The sequence below is a fragment of the Oryzomonas rubra genome, from assembly GCF_008369015.1.
Classification (GTDB): domain Bacteria; phylum Desulfobacterota; class Desulfuromonadia; order Geobacterales; family Pseudopelobacteraceae; genus Oryzomonas; species Oryzomonas japonica.
The window spans coordinates 337,572-360,046 of sequence record NZ_SRSD01000001.1 but is presented as its reverse complement, the minus strand read 5'-3'; the positions used below and the strand labels follow the sequence as shown (position 1 = coordinate 360,046).

Genomic DNA, 22,475 nt, shown 5'->3' with positions numbered 1-22,475 from the left:
CTTCATGACTGACAACAATAACCCCCTTATAAACAAGGCCGTACGGGACTTTCTGGCCGAAGCCGAGGAAATTGTCGAACACCTCGGTTCCGAACTGGCCGATCTCGCCGATGTGGCCGACAATGGAGATGTGGACCCCGACCTGCTGAATGCCATCTTCCGGGGAGCTCACTCCCTGAAGGGGTTGGCCGGCATGTTCGGCTTTGCGGAAATTTCCGAATTGTCCCACAACATGGAGAATCTTCTGGACTGGCTTCGGCTCGGCAAACTCAAGCTCGATGCCGGAGTGATCGGAGTATTGCTCGAATCCCACGATGTTCTGCTTTCCCTCGTGCGGAGCCTGCCCGAAGGGGGGGGGAGCGAGCCTGACGAAAAGATCTCGGCATGCACGGCCAGGATCAATGCCTGCCTGGAAGAACCGACCCGCGATGCGGCCCAGGCTTCGCCCCTGGAGGCCCTGGGGCTTTCCGAACAGGTGTTGAAATCCCTCACGGAATATGAGGAACATCGCCTGTTGGAAAATCTCTCCAAGGGCAAGAACATCTACCGTGTCCATGCCTCCCTCGAGTTGGCGACCTTTGACCAGGACCTGGCGACGATTTCCGACGCTATCAAGACCTGCGGCGAAATTATCAGTACCCTGCCCAGCATGAGCAGCAACATGGAAACCAACATCGATTTCGATATCCTGGCCGGTTCCGCCCATGCCTTGGAAGAATTCGCGCTGACCATACAGCATGACAGTGTGACCGTGGCGCTTTTGAGCGGCGGTCCGGAACCGCCAGCCGCTGTTGCGGTCACCGCCCCCCCAAAAAACGGGGACGAAGAACCGGTAAACCTGCCCGCGCTCCCGGACGCCATGCCGAACCCCGCCCCGGCAAGCCCTGCCGCCGGGACGCCGCCCCTGTCCGCCAAGAGCATCAGCCGCACGGTCCGTGTGGATATCGGCAAGCTTGACGAGTTGATGAACATCGTCGGCGAGCTTGTCCTGGCCCACTCCTCCATTGCCGCCCTGGCGGAGCGGTTGCGGAACGAGCGTTTCTCCCGGATCGCCGTCGAACTTGGCAAGTCCGCCAAGGTGTTGGAGCGCAAGTTGACCGACCTGCAGAAAGGGGTCATGGATATTCGCATGATCCCGGTAGGACAACTCTACGAGAAGATGTCCCGCATTGTCCGCACCATTTCCCGCGAACAGGGCAAAAAGGTGGAACTGCTCTTCTACGGAGCGGATACGGAACTGGACAAGCTGATCGTGGAGGACATCTCCGACCCGATGATGCACATCATCAGAAACGCCATCGACCACGGCATCGAGAGCCCGGAAAAGCGGCTGGCGGCTGGTAAACCTGAAAAGGGCGTCATAAAAATCTCCTCCTTCCAGAAGGGAAACCACGTCGTTATCGAGGTAGAGGACGATGGTGGCGGGATCGATATCGAAAAGGTCAAGGACCGGGCGCTCCAGAAGGGCTTTGTGCAGGATCTGAGCGGCGTTTCCGACAAGGAAGCGCTCGATTTCATTTTCCTTCCCGGTTTCTCCACCACCGACCAGGTTAGTGAGGTCTCGGGCCGCGGTGTCGGTATGGACGTGGTCAGAAACAATATCGCCGCTATTTCGGGCATGGTCGATATTGAGACCACAAAAGGGCGGGGTACCAGCTTCATCATCACCCTGCCGATTACCCTGGCCATCATCAAGTCCCTGATCATCTCCTGTGCCGGCAGAACCTACGCCTTGCCGGTGACCTCGGTGCTGGAATCGCTGCTTTTGACCGGCGGTGATATCAAGACCGTGGAGCGCCGTGAAGTCACGCAACTGCGTGATACGACCCTGCCGCTTCTCCGGCTGGAGGAGTTTCTCTGCCTGAACCGCCGGTCGGACCGTCCCGAGGAGTTCTATGTCGTGGTGGTCGGCGTAGCCGAAAAGCGGCTGGGCGTCGTGGTGGACGAACTGCTTGGCCAGCAGGACATCGTGATCAAGTCCTTGGGCGATGGCTTCAGGCGGTTTCCCGGCATCGCCGGAGCGGCCGATCTCGGGGATCAGCGCACGATCCTGGTACTGGATGTGGGCGGCATGGTTAACGATACCTTGAGATCCGGGAGCTGAGGCCATGTATAAAGCCTTTTTTGGCTTCAGGGAGAAGCCGTTCAGCAAGACCCCCGACCCCCGTTTTCTTTTTCTCAGCGCGGGGCATGAGGAGGCCTTGGCTCGCCTGGAGTTTGTGCTGGAGGAACGGGAAATAGCCGTGCTTACCGGCGAGATCGGTTGCGGCAAGACAACGCTCTCCCGGGCGCTTATGGACCGGCTGGGTGATGGCTACCGCTTCTGTTACATCGTCAATCCGCGCCTGACGGGACTGGAATTCCTGCGGACCACGGCCCGCCTGCTCGACATCGAGGCACCGGCGGCGCTCAAGGACGAATTGCTTGAGCAGATCAATAGGGTCGTCTACGACAGCTACCAGAGGGGGATTTGCCCGGTCATCGTGGTCGATGAAGCCCAGATGATCTCCGATGCGGAGGTGTTTGACGAAATTCGCCTGCTGACCAATTTTCAGCTGGATGACCGCAATCTACTGGCGGTGATCGTCATGGGGCAGCCGGAATTGCGTCCCATGCTGGCTTCATCCCGGTTCGAGCCCCTGCGGCAGCGGATCGCCCTCAATTACCACCTGGAGCCGCTAACGCTGGAAGAAACCATGGAATATCTCGATTTCAGGCTTGAAAAGGCCGGCGGCATGCCCGGTTTATTCACCCCCGATGCTGTCCAGAAGATATTCGAGATTACCGGCGGCGTCCCGCGCAAGATCAACTCCATTGCAACCAATGCCCTGTTGGTCGCCTACGGCAACGACGCCGCCCTGATCGATTCGACGGTCATCGATGAAATTAAAGACGAACTGATGATGTAGAAGGATTCCAACCGCATGAACCTGGCAAAGATTCGGCAAAAAGTCCAAAACAGAGAGGCCCGGGAGCAGGCTGTCGAAGCGGAGCGCGTCAGTCTGGACGCGCCGCCGTTGGAGGCACCTTCACTCCAGGTCGCCGCCGCCCCTTCTCCCGTTGCCGCTGATGATCGCCCATCCGTTGCCGATACGGCGGTCGCCGTGATGCCTGAAAGCCGACAAAACCCGTTGCCGAGGCGGGCCAGGCATATCGATCCTCTCGACATCATCCTCGCGGGGCGGGCAGCGGCCGGATGCGACGACGACCTGCCGCTGGCGTCCGAAGGCCAAGTGGTTGCCGAGGTATCGGAGTACGAGGAAATACTCTGTTTCCGGATATCGGACGAGATATACGGCATCAACATCATGGAGCTCAAGGAGATCATCAAACCCCGTGAGACGACCGAGGTCCCCCGCGCCCCGGTGTTTATCATGGGGGTGATTTCCCTGCGCGGCGTCATCATTCCCGTCTTTAACATGCGTGAACGCCTTGGCCTCCCTCTGGGGGACCGCACCGGCCGGGAACGTATTGTGATCGCAAAGCGCAACGAAGGGTTCACCGGCCTGTTGGTGGACGAGGTTATCCAGGTCGTGCGTATCGGGAAAGAGGGACGCGAACCCGCTCCAGCCGTTCTTGAGGGGATTGACCGCGATTTTGTCTGCGGCATCGGCCGCACCGACACTATGATGATCATTCTGCTCAATGTGGCAAGCATTACCGATATCAACCTCTGCTGAAGCACCCCGGTCCCAGTCCTGCCGGTCGCTGCTCACCACTATGGCTGTTTGAACGGAGCCGCACGAATAGATTATGAAAACAGATCTGCAGAACATAGAGCTGGCGTGTTTCAGCCTGGGGAACAGGCTCTTTGCGGTGGATATCATGCGCATCAAAGAGATCATCCTGCCACAGAAACTTTCCGGTCTGCCCCGGGAGTCGGACCTGCTGGAAGGGGTCATCAACCTACGCGGTGAATTGATTCCGGTCATGGACATGCGGAATCGTTTCGGCATGCCGAAAGCTGATGAACGCGAGCGCGTCCCGGGCCGGCTCCTGATCGTCTCTCTTCAAGGGCAGATGCTGGCGCTGGCAGTGGATAACGTCCAGGAGGTCATCACCGTTCCGGCGGGCGAGATCAAACCCGCTCCTGATATCACCGAGGGAATCGGCATGGAATACGTTTTGGGGATGTGCCTTTCACATGAGCAGATGTTCATGATCCTGGACATCGACTCCCTGCTTGCCCCCTCTGATATTCGCCTGGAGTCTCTTCGTGGATAATCGGGAAGATATACGCAACGCCCTCAAATCAGCCGACGAAGAACTGCGGCGCGCGGTCATCGATTCCCTGCGCGGCAAGGACCTTGGGGATGTGGGCGAGTTTGTTTTTACCGCCATGGGCGATGGCAGCTGGCGGGTGCGCAAGGAAGCGGTCAATGTGTTTGTGGCGGCAGAGCCCTCCGGTCATTTTATCGCCGAACTGCTGGAACTGTTGCGCGATGAGGGCAATGCCGGGCTGAGAAATTCCGCTGCCGAGGCTATTGTCATGCTAGGGGAGCGGGCGGCCCTCCAGTTGAAAAAACTTGCCGGCGACCCCGATGCCGGCGTGCGGAAGTTCGTGGTCGATGTCATGGGGGGAATCGGGGGCGTCGAGTTTATCCCGGTGTTGCTTGCCGCCCTTCATGACTCAGATGTGAACGTTTCCGCCGCTGCAGCCGAACATCTGGGCACCATCGGCGACGCCGGGGTGGTGCCGGAACTGCTCGCGGCGATTGCCGCGAATGAAAATGCCTTTTTTCGTTTCAGCGTCCTGTCCGCCCTGGGAAAACTTGGGACCCCGGGGCCGGTGCCGGAGGAGATCAAGAAGCTTGTCGGGCAGGATATCTTCAGCAAGGTGCTCTATGACTGCCTCGGGAGCATCGGTGACCATACGGCCGCACCCATTCTACTGGAGGGCTTTCTCTCCAGCCAGAAGAGCGCCCGTTGCGCTGCCGTCAAGGCCTTCAACCGTATCCTGCTGCGTTCCGGTGCCATGGAACGTCAGCAACTCCAAGGGGTAATGCGCCGCTTGTCGGGCGGCGAGGTCGTGCTGGCTTTCATGGAACTGCTGGAGGTGGAAGGGCATGATACTGCCCTGGCAGAAGCGGTGACGAACCTGCTGGGGGTTATCGGCGACCCACGCGCCGCTGTGCCTCTTTTGGCGGCATATCTCACCGAGCGGCTTTCGAGTTTGGCGCTCAACGCCCTTTCAGCTTTAGGCCCCGCCGGCATGGATACGTTGCGGGAAATCTATCCCCGCGCCGACGAAAAGGTGTGCGGCGCCATCTGTACGCTGTTTGGTAAATTGGGCTACCCCGGGGGAGACGACCTGATTCGCAATGCCCTGCGCAACCCTTCGCCGTTGGTGCGCAGGTCCGCGGTACAGGCCGCCGGCCAGCGGGGACTATCGGACTGCATCCCCGAGATCATCGGGCTGCTCGAAGAGGCGGACGATGGCTTCAGCGGCGCCATCGTCTCCTGCCTTCAACTCCTGGCCCAAAAGGACAGCCACCCCGTCAGAACGGTTGCGCGCCAATTGGCGGATTCCGAGCAGCCACAGCGCCGCCGTGATGCGGCCTTGCTCTTTGCCGCCCTGCGTGATGGCGACTACCTGTCGCGGCTCGCCAAGGATGAGGATCCTTCCGTGCGGCAGACCTCGGTGGCTGCCATTGGGAAACTTCATATTCCCTCCCTGCAGGGGGTGTTGCAAATTGCCCTGGTGGACGAGACCCCGGAGGTGCGCATGGTGGCTGCCGAGGCCTTGGGGGAATCGGGGAACGCCGATGCCCTTGAGCCTTTGAGGCTGGCCCTGCGCGATGACGACTCCCGGGTGCAATGCGCGGCCCTGAAAAGCATGACCCGTCTGGAACCGCTGGCTATTCTCGACGTGATTAAACCCCTGCTTCCCACTGCCGGCGGACTGCTCATGATCACCTGCCTTGAAGTGCTTGAGTCGTTAGGGGGTAACGCCGCCCTGGACCTGGTGGAGGCGGTCCTGGATAACGAGGATGAAGAATTGGTCATATTGGCGTTCAACATCCTCTCCCGTCACGACAAAGAACGCATCCTGCGGAATGCCGAGCGGCTTTTTGCCCATCACCATGCCGGCATCAGGTATGACACGGCGGCGACTCTGGCGGGACTTCCCGGCCAACGACCCCGGGCCGTTCTGAAAAACGCCCTCAAGAATGAAGGGAACAATCTGGTCAGGGACCTGATGAAACGTCTGTTGAAAGGGGGAGCATGACTTTATCCCTGGATACAGGACAGCCCATGTCCGATGATGAGTTCCGGATCATACGGGACAGTATTTACAGTCATTGCGGCATTTTTTTCGACGACGACTCAAAATACCTTCTGGAGAAGCGTCTTGCCCGCCGTCTGACCGCCCTGAGTCTGAATAATTTCCGCGAATATTATCACTTTTTGAAATACGACCGGAATAAAGACCAGGAAATGATGGACATCATGGATGTCCTTACGACCAATGAAACCTATTTCTTCCGGGAATCGTTCCAGCTTTCCGCTTTCACGGATGAAGTCATTCCGGAACTCATCAGCGTCAAGTCGGCTCGGGGTGACCGCACGTTGCGCATCTGGAGCGCAGGCTGTTCAACGGGAGAAGAACCCTATACCATCGCCATGCTGCTGCGGGACATGCCCAGTCTGCGGGGGTGGAAGATCGAGATTATCGGTACCGACATCAGCCAGCGGGTCCTTCAGCACGCCCGACGTGGAGTCTACACGAAATCGTCGTTCCGGGCGACTGATGAACGCTATATCAAACGGTTCTTTTACGAATATGACGGTGGGCTCAAGGTGACGGACGATATCCGGGAGATGGTTACCATCAGCCACCTCAATCTCTTCGACAAGATCCGCATGATGATGCTCGGCAAGATGGATCTCATCTTCTGCCGCAATGTGATCATCTATTTTGACCTGGCGGCCAAGAAGAAGGTCGTCGAAGAGTTTCACCGATCCCTCCATGATGGAGGTTTCCTGCTTCTGGGGCATTCCGAGTCGCTCATGAACGTCACCACGCTTTTTACGCTGCGCCACTTCAAGAATGATATGATCTATCAGAAGCCGGAGCGTTCTGCACTGGGAGATGGTTTATGAGAAGGCTCAAGGTGCTTGTCGTAGACGATTCCGCCTTCAGCAGACGCACCATCACCAAGATGCTCGAGGGACTTGAGTGTGTCGAGGTGGTCGGCTACGCCACCAATGGCGAGGAGGGGATCCACAAGGTGGCAACCCTTAAGCCGGACCTTGTCACCCTTGACCTTGAAATGCCGAAAATGGACGGATTTACGCTTCTGCGCATCCTGACGGTCCGCTATTCGACCCCAGTGATTGTCGTGAGCGCCCTGAGCGGTGCAGACAAGGTGTTCAAGGCCTTGGAACTGGGCGCCCTGGATTTCGTGGCAAAGCCTTCCAGCGGGGCCTCCAACGATCTGTTGCTCATCAGGGAAGACCTTCAGCAGAAGGTGCTCCAGTTTGTCAATCAGGGCTTACCGCGGTTAAAGCAGCCACAGTTGCCGTCCCATGAAAGGGGGCGGGGGGATGCGGGAGCGGCGAAGCCCGGCGTTGTTGGCCAATCGCCCTTCGATCTTGTCGCCATCGGCGCCTCAACCGGAGGGCCGCCGGCACTGCAATTTTTCTTCTCCGCATTCGAGAGGGCGTACCCCTTTGCCGTCGTGGTGGCCCAGCATATGCCGTCAGGTTTCACCCACGCCTTCGCCGAACGCTTGAACCGCGCCTCCCTGTTCGAGGTAAAGGAGGCTGTAGATGGCGATTTGGTGCTGCCGGGCAGGGCGCTGATAGCGCCCGGAGGTTCGAACCTCGTGTTGGAACGGCACGACGGGCGGGCTGTTGCGCGGGTCGTCCCTCCCACGAGTGCCGACCGTTATGTGCCGTCGGTGGACGTCCTGTTGGAATCCTGTGCCGATATCTACAAAAAGCGCATGATTGCCGTCATCCTGACCGGCATGGGAAATGACGGCACCAAGGGCGTTCGCAAAGTCAAAGACCAGGGCGGCTTTGTGATAGCCGAATCCGATGAAACGGCCGTTGTCTACGGGATGCCGCGCGAAGCCGTAGCGACCGGCCTTGTGGACAGGGTTGCCCCCATGCACTGCGTGCACCGGGAGATCCTGGCTAAAGGCTCATTTACATAATCTCATATCGCCGCCTGTACGCACATGCGCTCTTTAAACGTAATCCAATTTTATTGTCCAGAAAGGAACATAATTGTGGAACTGAAGTACATCCCCAAGGATATAGAACAAAAATGGCAGCGCTGTTGGGAAGAAGCGGCATCCTTTGCCGTCACCGAAGATCAGGATAAGAAGAAGTACTATCTGCTGGAGATGTTTCCCTATCCCTCCGGCAGGATACATATGGGCCACGTGCGCAATTATTCCATCGGTGACGTGGTCGGCAGGTTCAAGAAGATGCGCGGCTTCAACGTGCTTCACCCCATGGGATGGGATGCCTTCGGGATGCCGGCTGAAAATGCCGCCATCCAGAATAAGAGCCACCCGGCCAAGTGGACCCATGAAAACATCGACTATATGCGCGGCCAGCTCAAGAAAATGGGGCTTTCCTACGACTGGGGCCGCGAACTTGCCACCTGCGACGTGGCATATTACCGTTGGGAGCAAAAAATCTTTCTGGAGATGCTCGCCAAGGGGTTGGCGTACAAGAAGACTTCCTTTGTCAACTGGTGCCCAAAATGCGAGACCGTGCTGGCCAACGAACAGGTGGAGGACGGCGCCTGCTGGCGTTGCGACAGCGAGGTCAAGCAGAAGGAGCTTGACCAGTGGTTCTTCCGCATCACCGATTATGCCGAGGAGTTGCTGGAGTGGACCTTCAAGCTTCCCGGGTGGCCGGAGCGGGTGCTGACCATGCAGCGTAACTGGATCGGCAAGAGTATCGGCTGTGAGATCGATTTTCCCCTGGAAGGGCGCAGCGAGTCCGTTAAGGTCTTCACGACCCGCCAGGATACGGTCTTTGGCGCCACCTTCATGTCCCTGGCCCCCGAACACCCCCTGGCCCAGCAACTGACCACTCCCGACCGGAAGGCCGAGGTCGATGCCTTTATCGAAAAGGTCAAAAAAACCGACCGCATCAAGCGGACCGCCGATGACTTTGAAAAGGAGGGGGTCTTCACCGGTTCCTACTGCATCAATCCCCTCACCAAGGCCCGCATGCCGGTGTATCTGGCCAACTTTGTCCTGACCGACTATGGCACCGGCGCGGTCATGGCGGTGCCGACCCACGACCAGCGCGACTTCGAATTTGCCCGTAAATATTCGTTGCCGCTCCAGGTCGTGATCCAGCCGGAAGGGGAGAGCCTCGATACCGCCTCCATGCAGGCCGCCTTCACCGAGGTCGGAACACTGGTCAACTCGGGCCGGTTCGACGGTCTGAAGAGCGATGCCGCCAAAGAGGCCATCGCCGATTATCTGGAGCAGGAGGGGATCGGCAAGAAAACGGTGAATTTCCGTTTGCGCGATTGGGGCATCTCCCGGCAACGCTACTGGGGCAACCCCATCCCAGTAATCTACTGCGAAAACTGCGGCGTGGTGCCGGTGCCGGAACAGGACCTGCCGGTACGGCTCCCCATGGACGTGGAGTTCAGCGGGGAAGGGGGGAGCCCGCTGGCCAAGCTGGACTCCTTTGTCAACTGCACCTGTCCCACATGCGGCAAGGCGGCGCGGCGCGAAACCGACACCATGGACACCTTCGTCGAGTCGTCCTGGTATTTCATGCGCTATTGCTGTCCCGACTTCCAGGACGGCCCCCTGGACCGCAAGCGGGTGGATTACTGGATGTCCGTTGACCAGTATATCGGCGGTATCGAGCACGCCGTCCTGCATCTGCTGTATGCCCGTTTCTTCACCAAGGTCTTGCGCGACCTGGGGTACGTCTCCTGCGACGAACCGTTCACCAACCTGTTGACCCAGGGCATGGTCATCAAGGATGGCGCCAAGATGAGCAAGTCCAAGGGCAATGTGGTCGATCCCAATGCCCTCATCGAGCGTTACGGTGCCGATACGGCCCGCCTCTTTTCCCTGTTTGCGGCGCCGCCGGAAAAGGATCTGGACTGGAGCGACCAAGGGGTGGACGGCTCGTTCCGTTTCATCAACCGCGTGTGGAAGCTGGTCCATGATCGCCTCGACCTGGTGAAAAACGCCGCTGCGCCGGACCTGGCAACGCTTACGGCTGAGGAGCGCACCTTGCGCCGTGCCGTACACAAGACCATCAAAAAGGTGACCGAGGACATCGAAGAGCGTTTCCATTTCAATACCGCCATCGCATCGATCATGGAACTGCTCAATACGCTCCAGCCCGCGGATCTCCAAACGCCGCAGTACGGCGCCGTCATGAAAGAGGCCCTGGAAACCACGGTGCTGCTGCTGGCTCCCTTTGTCCCGCACGTGAGCGAGGAGTTGTGGCAGCGCCTCGGCAATACCACGCCCCTTTCCCGCACTGCCTGGCCGGAATACGACCGGGATGCGGTCGTGGACGAAGAGGTGCTGGTTGTTGTCCAGGTCAACGGGAAGCTCCGTACCCGGATCACGGTGAGTGCCGAGACCAGCATGGAGGAGCTCGAGAAGTGCGCCCTGGCGAACGAAAAGGTGCTCCCGTTTCTCGAGGGCAAACAGGTGCGCAAGGTTATCTGCGTGCCGGGCAAGCTGATCAATATCGTGGTGGCGTAGGGGGAGAGGACATGTCTTTTGGAGGTCTATTCCGCTCTTTCCTGCTCCTGCTGCTCTGCTGCACGTTGTTATGTGCGGGGTGTGGCTATCGCTTTGCCGGAACGGCTGGCAACACGCTGGCAACGGGCCAGTCGATCTGGGTGGCGTTCATTGTCAACGAAACGGTCAGCCCAACTGCGCAGACCGTGATCCGTCGCGCGCTGTACGAGGAAAGTCACACCATGCGGGGACTGTATCCGGCGGACAAGGAGGCGGCGGCCGACCTCAGGGTGCGGGGCAAGCTGGCCTCCTATACCCTCAAGGCGGTCTCCTATTCTGCCGCCGACCAGGTTAAGGAATATCGTCTGACCATCTCCGTCGATCTGGAATTGCATAAAAAGGGCGGGACGGCCCCCGTGTGGAAGGGAACCGTCCAGGCGTTCCAGGACTTCCCCGCGTCCACGGACCTGGCCCTGCAGCATAATGCCGAGGAGGCTGCCCTGAAGGCGGCCTCCCGGACCCTGGCCGACAGGTTTCTCGTGACCGTGGAACAGGCGTACTGATCATGACCGCTCAGGAATTTGAAACCGCCGTCAACAAGGGGACCATCCCGCCGCTCAGCTATCTGTACGGCGAAGAGACGTTCCTGATCGAACGGGCTGTCCATCAATTGCTGGAGCGGGCCATCGATCCTTCACTCAAGGATTTCAACCTCAATATCTTCTATGGCAATGAAACCAAAGGGGTTGAAATTCTCGATGCCGCCCAGACCCTGCCCATGTTCGCCGAGCGGCGGGCGGTGCTGGTAAAGCGCGCGGATGCGCTCAAGGCCGATGTCCTGGAGAGTCTGCTGCCCTATGTCCGCAACCCGGCTGCAACCACCTGCCTCGTGTTTACCGGCGCCAAGATCGACCAGCGCAAAAAATTCTTCCAGGAGCTCAAGAAACAGGGGTGCCTGGTGGAATACAAGCGGCTCTACGACAACAAGCTGAGCGGCTTTATCCAGAGCGAAGCGGTTGTCCAGGGAAAGACGATCGATCCGGCCGCCGCCGGGTTGCTCTCTCTTCTGATCGGCAACAATCTCCAGGAGTTGGCGTCCCAGATTGAAAAGCTGGCCGTGTACTGCGGCACGCGGTCGCGGATAACCGTAGAGGACGTACGCGTCATCGCCAGCAGCAGCAAGGCGTTTACCGCCTTCGAACTTGCCCGCTTCCTCGGGATGCGCGATTTGCAGAACGCCCTCAAGAGCCTGGGGGCTCTCTTTCGCAACGGCGAAGACGCTCCGATGATGATCGGGGCCCTGACCCGGCATTTCCGGCAGTTGTGGCGGATCAGGGAGTTGCTGGATCGCAGGGTGTCCCAGGCCGATATCGGCCGGGAACTCAACATCCACACGTTTTTTCTGGGGGAAGTGGTCCAGCAGGCGAAAAACTTCTCGCGGAACGATCTGGAAAGGCTGTTTGAAGAGCTCTATCGTTGCGATGTTGCGTCCAAAACAGGGGGAGGGCAGCCCGCGACCCTGATGCATGGCCTTGTGGTCGGGATCTGTACGTCGTCGATGGTACCGTAACCAAAACCAAATCAAACTAATGCGAGCGCATACTCGCCAATCGGGCGTGCACTCACATCCATTCCAACGCGCTGATCCCTTCTCTTTTCTCTGCACGCTTTCGTGTTTGAAAAATGATCTTTATCTAATGATCGGATAGTGCTGAACGGAGTATTTCCGCCAGTTCATTGATCCGGTATGGTTTTGCGATAGCGCCGGTGAAACCGTAGGTACGATAGTCGGACATGATCGGATCATTTGAATAACCACTGGAAACTATCAGGCGTGCCGCCGGATCAATATCAAGGATTTTTTCAGCCGCTTCCCTGCCGCCCATGCCTCCCGGAATGGTCAGATCCATAATTACCGCCGAGAACGGCGATCCTGATTCCTTTGCCGCTTCATAGTACCGTATGGCTTCTGACCCTGCGCCACAGGTTGTGACGTGATACCCGATTTCTTCAAGCATTCCCGTCGCTAGTTCCCGGATCATCTCTTCATCGTCCATGACAAGAATTGAACCTCCACGATGGTCTTTGGAGGTTTGTGTAACGAATTCGGTCTGACATTTCGGAAGAGTCTCTCCGATTGACGGCAGATGGATTGTGAAGGTAGCACCTTTATCTACAAGAGAACTCACGCTGATATATCCGCCATGCCTGCTGATTATTGAATGGGTTGAAGCAAGCCCCAGCCCATTCCCGCTGACCTTGGTTGTGAAATAGGGATCAAAGATCTTTTCCAGATCAGTATCCGATATTCCGCAGCCTTCATCGGTAAAGGTAAGGCAGATATATGGGCCGGGAGGAAGTGCCATAGTATTCCTGCCGGCAAGCGTCTCGTTGCGAGCAGAGACGGTCAAGAGCCCGCCGCCCGGCATCGCTTGCGTAGCGTTTATAATAATGTTGTGGAATACCTGACTGATCTGCCCTTCATCCGCTTCTATCGCGTGAATTGAATCGGGGATGTCAACGACACCCCTGACATTGGAACCGTGAAGAACCAGTGACAGTGATTCATTTGCAAGATGCTGGAGTGAAACAACTTTCTTGACAGGTTCGCCACCGCGGGCAAAGGTCAGGAGTTGACGAGCCAGTTCGGTGGCCCGCACCGATGCTTTTTCAGCCCCAACCAGGGCTTTGTATGACGTGTGCGTATCATCAAGGGATATCTTGGCAAGGGATATGTTCCCCATGATCCCGGTAAGAATATTGTTGAAGTCGTGGGCAATACCGCCGGCGAGTACTCCCAGCGATTCCAGTTTCTGAACCCTCAGTTCTTCTTTTTCATGTTCTTTGAGATCCGAGATGTCCAAGGCAATTCCCATTATACCAGCGACTCTACCCAGTTCGTCAAAGAGCGGCGTCTTATACGTAAGGTGCCACTTTGTGCCATCCGGTGTTGCGACTTGCTCTTCCAACTGTCTCTTCCGGCCGGTGGTACATACCTCACGGTCGTCGGCGATATAGCTCGTGGCCATTTCCAGGGGGAATAACTCAAGGTCCGTCTTGCCGATGCAATCATCTGCCGCATGACCACAGGCCTCGGCATACGGCTCGTTAACCATTGCAAGGCGACCTTCCGAGTCTTTGAGCCACGCTATCATGGGAAGGTTGTCCAATATGGCGCGTTGTTGCAGCAATAATCTCGTATTGGCCAATTCCGTGTGTTTGTGTTCTTCGACCTCTCTCGCCAGCTTTTCATTTGTCTGTCGAAGTTTGTCATTTGCCTCGGAAAGTTGCAGAGTCCGCTCGGCAATCTGCTCTTCCAGAAGCTGATTGCGCTCCACCAACCCCTCCATCGGATATACTTCGCCCTCACGGACCAGGTAGTAGGGAATGGAAATACTACTATGCGCAATTTTCCACTCTGTGGATTCCTTGCGGAATATCAGCACAAGGCGGGCGGTCTCGCGTGACAGGATGTAGTCTTTGATTGGCAGGTGAATGGTGAAGAATCCGGTAGTTACAGCAATGGTATCAGACAGGGATTGGATTGCCAGGTCCTTGAGTTCGATACGGAGTGGATCTTTGACCTGGGCGAAGTCCTGACGGGTAATCGCCACCCATTCTTCCCGGTCTTTGACGAGAAAATCTCCGCCTCCTGTGAAGCCGGAGAAATCATTGCTGAAACATGTGGTGAGACGGTCATCGCGGGATGCGTACATCCGAAGGTATTCGTCAAACAGGTGACGGATTTCCTGATAGTCGTTTGCGTTCATTGAACGGACCCTTTGGGGAAAAGCGTTGTTGCTCCCGCTAAAAACAAAGGGGGCTCCCATTGCATGGGAGTCCCCTTTGTGTGACCTTATGTCGTGCGTGATTGGTGTTAGCCCAGGGTATTGACGAGCCGGGTCAGGCGCGAAACGTTTCTGGAGGCATTGGAGTTGTGGATCACACCTTTCGAAGCAGAAGCATCGATGACCGGAATGGCGGCCTTCAGGGCTGCGGTAGCGGCTTCCTTGTCCTTGGCCTCGACAGCCTCGCGCACCCGTTTGATATATGTCTTCAGCGTTGAGGTAACGTGCCGGTTGCGGGCATTCCTCTTGGCGTTCTGTTTGATCCGTTTGATTGCCGACTTGTGATGTGCCAAGCTGCACCTCCGTATGATTCTTTCCGCGTGTAATATCTAAATTGAAGCTAGTTTACTAACACTACTGCGGTTGCGTTGTCAAGATAAATTATGGCGACAGCCGTACCCGTCTGCCGTCCACACTAAACTTACCCGCGCAGAAGAGGTGTATGGCCTCGGGATAGATACGATGTTCCTCGTGCTGAATGCGGGCCGCAAGTTTTTCTTCCGTGTCGTCTTCCAGGACGGGAACGACCGCCTGGAGGAGGATCGGACCGGTGTCGGTTCCTCCGTCCACGAAGTGAACCGTGCAGCCGGTAAAGCGGACACCGTAGTCAAGGGCTTGCTTCTGGGCGTGAAGGCCCGGGAAAGCCGGCAAAAGGGCAGGGTGAATGTTCATGATGGCATGGGGAAACGCCGTGACCATCACATCGGTCAGAATCCGCATGAAGCCGGCCAGGACCACCAGTGCAACGCCATGGTCCCGCAACATATCCACCAGGACGGCATCGTACTCCCGGCGGTTGGCGTAAGCGCTGCTCTCGTGGATGATTGCCGGAATGTTGTGTTTCTCGGCGCGTTTCAGGGCAAAGGCATCACGTCTGTTGCTGATCACGCACGCAATGGTGGCATTGATCCCGCCTGACGCAATACGGTCGATAACGGCCTGGAGATTGGTGCCGTTTCCCGAAACCAGAACCGCCAGCCTGACCGGGTTTCCGTCAGTCACTACCCCTCCACCAGTTCGACGCACTCGCTGCCGTCCGCGCAGGTGGTGATATCGCCGATAACCCAAGCCTGCTCGCCAAGCCCCTTCAGGCGGTAGACGATATCCTCGGATTCTTCCTCCGAGACAGCCACCACCATGCCGATCCCCATGTTGAAGGTGCGGTACATCTCCGCACGTTCAACGTTGCCGGCCTCCTGCAAGATATGAAAAAGGGGTTGTCGTTCCCAGCGATCCAAGTGAATGGTGGCTTTACACCCCTTGGGCAGGATACGGGGGATGTTTTCCAGCAGTCCGCCTCCGGTGATATGGGCAATGCCGTTAATCTTGAAATCCTTGAGCAGGTTCATGATGGAACGGATATAGATGCGTGTCGGCGTAAGCAACTCTTCACAGACGGTCCGGCCGGTGTCGGCCAATTGGGAGTCCAGGGACAGCCCCATGCGTTCGAAGATGAGCTTGCGCGCCAACGAGTAGCCGTTGCTGTGGAGTCCGCTGGAGGCTATGCCGATCAGGCGGTTGCCTACGGATATGCCCGAGCCGTCGATGATGTTGTCCCGTTCCACCACCCCTACGGCAAAACCGGCAATATCGTATTCGCCATCGGCGTAGAAACCGGGCATTTCAGCCGTTTCGCCACCGATAAGGGCGCAGCCTGCCTGTTTGCACCCTTCGGCAATCCCCTTGACGACGTCCGCCGCTTTCTCGGGCAGGAGCATGCCGGTTGCCAGGTAGTCGAGAAAAAAGAGCGGCTCCGCTCCCTGTACCACAATATCGTTGACGCACATGGCCACCAGGTCGATGCCAACGGTATCGTGGCGGTCGGCCATAAAGGCGATCCTGAGTTTGGTGCCGACGCCGTCGGTCCCGGACACGAGCACCGGGTTTTTATATTTGGCCGTATTTAACGAAAAAAGGCCGCCGAAACCGCCGATATCTGCCATGACCTCAGGGCGGGACGTGGCCTTGACCAGCGGTTTGATCATGCTGACAAAGCTGTTGCCGGCCGCTATATCAACCCCGGCATCCTTGTAGGTTATCCTTCGTTCGCTCAAATTCTCCACCTCCTTAGATAAGAAACTTTTGTAAAACACGGACCGTAAAATGTCAATTTCAAACTGCGAAATCCGTTTTGTTCGGTTCTGGAGATGCACCGGTTTGGCAGCAACAACAGCTTGACAATACTGGGTACTCCGCATAATATCTCACGACGCTGACATGAGCGGGGGGTATATGCAGTCGAGCCGACTGGGAGAAATCCTGGTAAAAAACAACCTGATCACCAAGGAACAGCTTGCCAAGGCGCTTGAGGAGCAAAGGCTTTCCGGTGGCCAGATGCGTCTCGGCACGGTTCTGATCAAGCAAAATGCCATCAGCGATCAAAATCTTACCTCGTTTCTCTCCAAGCAATACGGCGTTCCTGCCGTCAATCTCTCTGATTATGACATAGACCCTGCCGTCATCAAGGTCATTCCCCAGGAAGTTGTCCAAAAATACCAGCTTATACCGGTCAACCGCGCCGGCGCAACGCTGATCGTCGCGGTCAGTGATCCGTCCAATCTGTTCGCCATCGAAGACATCAAGTTCATGACCGGCTATAATGTGGAGATGGTGGTTGCGTCCGAATCGGACATCAAAAACGCCATCGACAAGAATTACGATCAGTCCGCGTCGCTGGCCGATGTCATGGGCGACATGGATTTTGAGGATGTGGAGGTCGTCGGCGATACCGATGAGGTGGATGTCAACTCCCTGGAGCGAGCCACCGAAGACGCTCCGGTAGTCAAGATGGTCAATGCCATCCTCCAGGACGCCATCAGGAAAAAAGCCAGCGATATCCATATCGAACCCTACGAAAAGGTGTTCCGCGTCCGCTACCGTATCGATGGTGTCCTCTACGAGGTGATGAAGCCGCCGCTCAAGCTGAAAAACGCCATTACTTCCCGTATCAAGATCATGTCGGAGTTGGATATCGCCGAACGGCGGCTGCCCCAGGATGGCCGTATCAAAATCAAGCTGGGCGGCGGCAAGGACATGGATTTTCGCGTTTCGGTGCTGCCGACGCTGTTCGGCGAGAAGATCTGCATGCGGCTCTTGGACAAGAGCAACCTGCAAACGGACCTGACCAAGCTGGGGTACGAACCTGAGGCCCTGGCGCACTTTTTGCGCGAGATTCACAAGCCGTTCGGCATGGTGCTGGTCACCGGTCCCACCGGGAGTGGCAAGACGGTTTCTCTCTATTCGGCACTGGCCGAGCTCAACAAGGTATCCGAGAATATCTCGACCGCCGAGGACCCGGTTGAATTCAACTTTGCCGGCATCAATCAGGTGCAGATGCATGAGGATATCGGCCTCAATTTTGCCGCGGCCCTCCGCTCTTTTCTGCGCCAGGATCCCGATATCATCATGATCGGCGAGATTCGAGATTTCGAGACCGCTGAAATAGCAACCAAGGCGGCCTTGACCGGCCACATGGTGCTTTCCACCCTCCATACCAACGATGCCCCGGCCACTATCAACCGCCTGCTCAATATGGGTATCGAACCGTTTCTGGTGTCGTCGGCCGTCAACCTGATCACGGCCCAGCGCCTTGCCCGCCGGGTTTGCGCCGAATGCAAGGAACCGGAAGATATCCCGGTCCAGGCATTGATCGACGCCGGCGTCTCACCCGATGAGGCGCCTTCCTTTGTCTGCATGCGCGGCAGAGGGTGTTCCGTCTGCAACAATACCGGCTACAAGGGGCGGGTCGGTTTTTATCAGGTTATGCCCATGCTTGATGAAATCCGTGAACTGATCCTCAATGGTGCCAACACCGCCGAGATCAAGCGGGAGTCAATGCGGCTGGGTATCAAGACCATGCGTCAGTCAGGGCTTACCAAGCTCAAGGAAGGGGTCACTTCCTTTGAAGAGGTCCTTCGGGTAACTGTTGCTGACGACTAGAAAGGACGGGCTCAATGGTTAATCTGCACCAACTGCTGAAGGTTCTTGTCGAAAACAATGGTTCCGACCTGCATATCACCACCAACACCTCACCCCAGATCAGGGTTGACGGCAAGCTGACACCGCTCGATTTTCCGCCGCTGAATCAGGTTGAGACCAAGCAACTCTGTTATAGCGTCCTGACCGATGCCCAGAAGCACAAATTCGAAGAAGAAAATGAATTGGACCTTTCGTTCGGGGTCAAGGGGCTTTCCCGCTTCAGGGGCAATATATTCGTCCAGCGTGGGGCCGTGGCCGGGGTATTCAGGGTTATCCCCTACCGCGTCCTGACGTTCGAAGAGCTTGGGCTGCCCCCCATCGTTTCCGAACTGGCAGCCAAGTCCCGGGGACTGATTCTCGTGACCGGTCCGACCGGCAGCGGCAAATCCACGACCCTGGCTTCCATAATCGATTACATCAATATCAACCGCCGCGAGCACATCGTCACCATCGAGGACCCGATCGAGTACCTGCACCCCCACAAAGGCTGCCTCGTTAACCAGCGTGAGGTAGGGGCCGACACCAAGGGGTTCAAAAATGCCCTCAAGTACGTACTGCGCCAGGATCCCGACGTGGTTCTGGTGGGTGAGATGCGCGATCTCGAAACCATCGAGGCGGCGCTGACCCTCTCGGAAACCGGGCATCTCTGTCTGGCTACCCTGCATACCAACTCCTGTGTCCAGACCATAAACCGTATTGTGGATGTGTTTCCTCCGTATCAGCAGACCCAGATACGGGCGCAGCTTTCCTTTGTACTGGAAGGGGTCATATCCCAGGCGCTGATCCCGAGGATGAACTCGCGGGGACGTGCGTTATCCCTGGAGATCATGGTTCCCAATGCCGCCATTCGCAACCTGATTCGTGAAGACAAGGTCCATCAAATCTATTCACAGATGCAGGTCGGGCAGGAGAAGTACGGCATGCAGACCATGAACCAGTCGCTCCTGTCCCTGTACCAGAAGCGGCTGATATCCCTGGAAGAGGCCCTTGGGCGCTCTCAGGACCCGGAAGAACTCAAGCAGATGATCAATAACCCCTCTGCCGGCCTGAATATGCAGAGACGGCCGCCTGTTCACTAAAAGCGAGGAGTATCGGACAATGCCAAAATTTTCATGGGAAGCACGTACCAGAACCGGTGGCGTGCAAAAGGGCGTCATCGAGGCTGCAAGTACCAACATCGTTGAAGCCCAGTTGAAAAAGTATGGTTTTACCAATATCAGCATCAATGAACAGGTCAAGGCGTTTTCCATCAAACTTCCCAAGTTTGGCGGCGGCAAGGTCGACACCAAGGACCTGGTCGTCTTTACCCGCCAGTTTGCCACCATGATCGATTCGGGCCTGCCGCTGGTCCAATGCCTTGAGATCCTTGCCGGCCAGCAGGAGAACAAGACCTTCAAGGATATACTCTATAAGGTGAAAGAAAGTGTGGAAAGCGGTTCCACCTTTGCCGATGCCCTCGGCAAACACCCCAAGGCCTTTGACCAGCTTTATGTCAATCTCGTGGCCGCAGGCGAGGTCGGCGGTATCCTTGACACCATCCTGAACCGGCTGGCGGCCTACATCGAAAAGGCCATGAAACTGAAGAAACAGATCAAGGGCGCCATGGTCTACCCCATCACCATCATGTCCATCGCGGTTATTGTCGTCGGGGTCATCCTGATCTTCGTCATCCCGACCTTTGCCAAGATGTTTGCCGATTTCGGCGGCGATTTGCCTGCCCCGACCAAGTTTGTCATCGGCCTGAGCAATTTCCTGATGAAGTACATCATTGTCATCATTGCCGTCTTCTTCGGCATTATTACCGCCATCAAGAAATACTACGCCACGGCCGGTGGGCAGAAAAAGATCGACCGCATGGCGCTCAAGGCACCGATAGCCGGGCCGCTGATCAGGAAGGTTGCCGTTGCCAAGTTCACCAGGACCTTGGGAACGATGGTCAGTTCCGGCGTGCCGATTATGGACGGGCTTGATATCGTGGCCAGGACCGCCGGCAACAAGATCGTCGAAGAGGCAATCTACGGCGTGCGCCAAGCCATCTCCGAGGGCAAGACCATGGCCGAGCCGCTGGCCTCCTGCGGCGTTTTCCCCCCCATGGTCGTTCAGATGATCGCCGTTGGCGAGGCGACCGGCGCCATGGACGCCATGCTGGGCAAGATCGCCGATTTCTACGATGATGAGGTGGACGATGCCGTTTCGGCCATGACCGCCATGATGGAGCCGCTGTTGATGGTGTTCCTGGGGACGGCTGTCGGTGGTTTGGTCGTTGCCATGTACCTGCCGATCTTTAAGCTGGCGGGGACCGTCGGCGGGTAAGATATGGGGCTTGAACGAAAACTCAGGCTTTTCATTTATGCCAGGATCGTGGTGTCATTCCTGTTCCTGGCGTCTACCGTACTACTGAATTATCAGGACCTTACCTCGGCTGAAGGGCACCTTCAGAGCGGTCTGATCCGCTTGATGGCGTTTTCGTTTCTGTTTTCCCTTTGCTGCCTGCTCTTTCTCCGGCTCCAGAGATACCACGCCTTTATCGCCTACCTCCAGACGATCTGGGATCTGCTCTTCGTAACGGTTCTCCTGCTGTTTACCAACGGCATACTCAGCCCCTATTCCTTTCTCTATCTCCTTTCCATCATGAGCGCCGGTCTGTTGCTGGGGGGTCGGCAAGCGCTCTACGCAGCATCCCTCTGTAGCATACTCTACGGTTCCATAGTTGATCTGCAATACTTCGGTCTGCTGGCCTCGATTGGCCTCAGCCGGTCCGATGCCCAGCAACTTGGTGCATCGCACATTTTTTACACGATTTTCTTCAACCTCATGGGCTTTTATCTGACGGCCCTTATCACCAGTTTTCTTTCGGCGCGCGCCAGGGAAAGCGAGGAAGCACTCCGCGAGAAAACCGTCAACTATGATGAGCTGGAGCGTTTGAGCACGAGCATCGTATCGAATCTGGAAAGCGGCCTGCTTACGATTACCCCGGCCGGCAGGATCAGGGTTTTCAATCGTTATGCCGAAATGATTACCGGCATGACGCAGGCTGATGCCTATAATACCCGACTTGTGGACATCTTTCCGGCGCTTGCGGATATTGCCGGCAATATGGACTCCCGGATGGACGGGGAGTTCGAATATGAACTGCCAAGCGACGAAACGATGACCCTCGGCTACAACGCCGTGTCGTTCTGCGACAGTCAGGGAGTATCGGCAGGGGCAATTGTCAACTTCAAGGACCTCACTTCCATGAAACGGATGGAAACGGCCCTGAAAAGGGCGGACAGGCTGGCGGCGCTCGGTGAGATATCCGCCCGCATGGCCCACGAAATCCGGAACCCTTTGGCGGCCATGAGTGGTTCGGTCCAGATGCTGGCCGAGCACGGTTCCGTATCAGAAGACGATCAGCGGCTGTTGAAGATCGTGCTGCGCGAGGCGGGAAGGCTTAACGGTCTGATTACCGATTTTCTGGCCTACGCCCGTCCTTCCTCTCCCTGCAAGGAGCGGTTCGAGTTGCGGCCGCTGGTGGAAGATCTGATTATGCTCCTGTCTTCAGACAGTCACTTCAGTACGGTTTCCTTTCGTAATCTCGTTGCCGCGCATATACTGATTCAAGCCGATATCAATCAACTGCGGCAGGTCCTGCTGAATCTGTTCCGTAATTCCGCGGAGGCCATGCCGGAGGGGGGCGTGGTGGGGATCGAATCGCGTTTTCAACTCAGCGGAGCGGATGGTTTTAACAAAACCCCGGCAGCGGTTATTACGGTAACCGACAGCGGTTGCGGCATTGACAACACTACGGCGGTCCACCTGTTCGAACCCTTCTGGACCACCAAAGCGGAGGGTTCCGGCCTTGGGCTGGCCGTTACCTACCGTATTATCGAAGCCCACGGTGGGACCATCACCGTCGAGTCACCTCCCGAGGGAGGCTGCTGTTTTACCATCATGCTCCCCGTGTAACGAACAGGCCGAT

Annotated in this window: 18 protein-coding genes; 14 read left to right on the top strand and 4 right to left on the bottom strand. The window is 57.0% G+C overall.

The window, feature by feature from the left end; translation table 11 throughout:
• Window positions 1-4 precede the first annotated feature (4 nt).
• The 10 genes from ET418_RS01660 to holA all read left to right on the top strand — a co-directional run bounded on the left by ET418_RS01660 (window position 5) and on the right by holA (window position 12,258).
• Window positions 5-2,104 (top strand): chemotaxis protein CheA, encoded by a 2,100-nt coding sequence (locus tag ET418_RS01660; RefSeq protein WP_149305833.1) that lies wholly within the window; start codon window positions 5-7, stop codon window positions 2,102-2,104.
• Between the two features lie 4 nt (window positions 2,105-2,108).
• Window positions 2,109-2,909, top strand: a complete 801-nt coding sequence (locus tag ET418_RS01655; protein ID WP_149305832.1) for an ExeA family protein — start codon at window positions 2,109-2,111, stop codon at window positions 2,907-2,909.
• A 15-nt stretch (window positions 2,910-2,924) separates the two neighbouring features.
• Window positions 2,925-3,680, top strand: coding sequence for a chemotaxis protein CheW (locus ET418_RS01650; protein ID WP_149305831.1), 756 nt, complete (start codon window positions 2,925-2,927; stop codon window positions 3,678-3,680).
• Window positions 3,681-3,753: 73 nt separating this feature from the next.
• The gene (locus tag ET418_RS01645; protein WP_149305830.1) at window positions 3,754-4,224 is read left to right on the top strand and encodes a chemotaxis protein CheW; all 471 of its coding nucleotides are present in this window, start codon (window positions 3,754-3,756) and stop codon (window positions 4,222-4,224) included.
• A complete protein-coding gene (locus ET418_RS01640; RefSeq protein ID WP_188055203.1) occupies window positions 4,217-6,229 on the top strand; it encodes a HEAT repeat domain-containing protein in 2,013 nt (670 codons plus the stop codon). The genes ET418_RS01645 and ET418_RS01640 overlap by 8 nt, the downstream gene beginning before the upstream one ends.
• 26 nt (window positions 6,230-6,255) lie before the next feature.
• A complete protein-coding gene (locus ET418_RS01635; RefSeq protein ID WP_149305828.1) occupies window positions 6,256-7,104 on the top strand; it encodes a CheR family methyltransferase in 849 nt (282 codons plus the stop codon).
• Window positions 7,101-8,162 carry a protein-glutamate methylesterase/protein-glutamine glutaminase gene (locus ET418_RS01630; RefSeq protein WP_149305827.1) on the top strand — a complete coding sequence of 354 codons (1,062 nt, stop codon included), beginning with the start codon at window positions 7,101-7,103 and terminating at the stop codon, window positions 8,160-8,162. The genes ET418_RS01635 and ET418_RS01630 overlap by 4 nt, the downstream gene beginning before the upstream one ends.
• 75 nt (window positions 8,163-8,237) lie before the next feature.
• Window positions 8,238-10,709, top strand: coding sequence for a leucine--tRNA ligase (leuS, locus tag ET418_RS01625; protein ID WP_149305826.1), 2,472 nt, complete (start codon window positions 8,238-8,240; stop codon window positions 10,707-10,709).
• 11 nt (window positions 10,710-10,720) lie between these two features.
• A complete protein-coding gene (lptE, locus tag ET418_RS01620; protein ID WP_149305825.1) occupies window positions 10,721-11,251 on the top strand; it encodes an LPS assembly lipoprotein LptE in 531 nt (176 codons plus the stop codon).
• Between the two features lie 2 nt (window positions 11,252-11,253).
• Window positions 11,254-12,258: a DNA polymerase III subunit delta gene (gene holA / locus ET418_RS01615; RefSeq protein ID WP_149305824.1), complete on the top strand. Its 1,005-nt coding sequence runs from the start codon at window positions 11,254-11,256 to the stop codon at window positions 12,256-12,258.
• Window positions 12,259-12,382: 124 nt separating this feature from the next.
• Here holA and ET418_RS18055 read toward each other — a convergent pair whose 3' ends face one another.
• From ET418_RS18055 to purM, 4 genes are all read right to left on the bottom strand, one after another.
• Window positions 12,383-14,458 (bottom strand): nuclear transport factor 2 family protein, encoded by a 2,076-nt coding sequence (locus ET418_RS18055; protein ID WP_188055201.1) that lies wholly within the window; start codon window positions 14,456-14,458, stop codon window positions 12,383-12,385.
• 107 nt (window positions 14,459-14,565) lie between these two features.
• On the bottom strand, window positions 14,566-14,829 hold the full coding sequence (rpsT, locus tag ET418_RS01600) for a 30S ribosomal protein S20 (RefSeq protein WP_149305823.1): 264 nt from the start codon (window positions 14,827-14,829) through the stop codon (window positions 14,566-14,568).
• Window positions 14,830-14,917: 88 nt separating this feature from the next.
• Complete coding sequence (gene purN / locus ET418_RS01595) at window positions 14,918-15,538, bottom strand: phosphoribosylglycinamide formyltransferase (protein WP_149305822.1); 621 nt, start codon at window positions 15,536-15,538, stop codon at window positions 14,918-14,920.
• On the bottom strand, window positions 15,538-16,590 hold the full coding sequence (purM, locus tag ET418_RS01590; RefSeq protein WP_149305821.1) for a phosphoribosylformylglycinamidine cyclo-ligase: 1,053 nt from the start codon (window positions 16,588-16,590) through the stop codon (window positions 15,538-15,540). Before purM ends, purN begins: the two co-directional genes overlap by 1 nt.
• Before the next feature lie 178 nt (window positions 16,591-16,768).
• On the opposite strand from purM, the gene pilB reads away from it, so the two are divergent.
• The 4 genes from pilB to ET418_RS01570 are packed head-to-tail and all read left to right on the top strand — an operon-like array spanning window position 16,769 to window position 22,462.
• Window positions 16,769-18,475, top strand: a complete 1,707-nt coding sequence (gene pilB / locus ET418_RS01585; protein ID WP_149305820.1) for a type IV-A pilus assembly ATPase PilB — start codon at window positions 16,769-16,771, stop codon at window positions 18,473-18,475.
• A gap of 14 nt (window positions 18,476-18,489) precedes the next feature.
• Window positions 18,490-19,593 carry a type IV pilus twitching motility protein PilT gene (locus tag ET418_RS01580; protein WP_149305819.1) on the top strand — a complete coding sequence of 368 codons (1,104 nt, stop codon included), beginning with the start codon at window positions 18,490-18,492 and terminating at the stop codon, window positions 19,591-19,593.
• Between the two features lie 19 nt (window positions 19,594-19,612).
• On the top strand, window positions 19,613-20,827 hold the full coding sequence (locus ET418_RS01575; RefSeq protein WP_149305818.1) for a type II secretion system F family protein: 1,215 nt from the start codon (window positions 19,613-19,615) through the stop codon (window positions 20,825-20,827).
• 3 nt (window positions 20,828-20,830) lie between these two features.
• Complete coding sequence (locus tag ET418_RS01570) at window positions 20,831-22,462, top strand: two-component system sensor histidine kinase NtrB (RefSeq protein ID WP_149305817.1); 1,632 nt, start codon at window positions 20,831-20,833, stop codon at window positions 22,460-22,462.
• Window positions 22,463-22,475 lie beyond the last annotated feature (13 nt).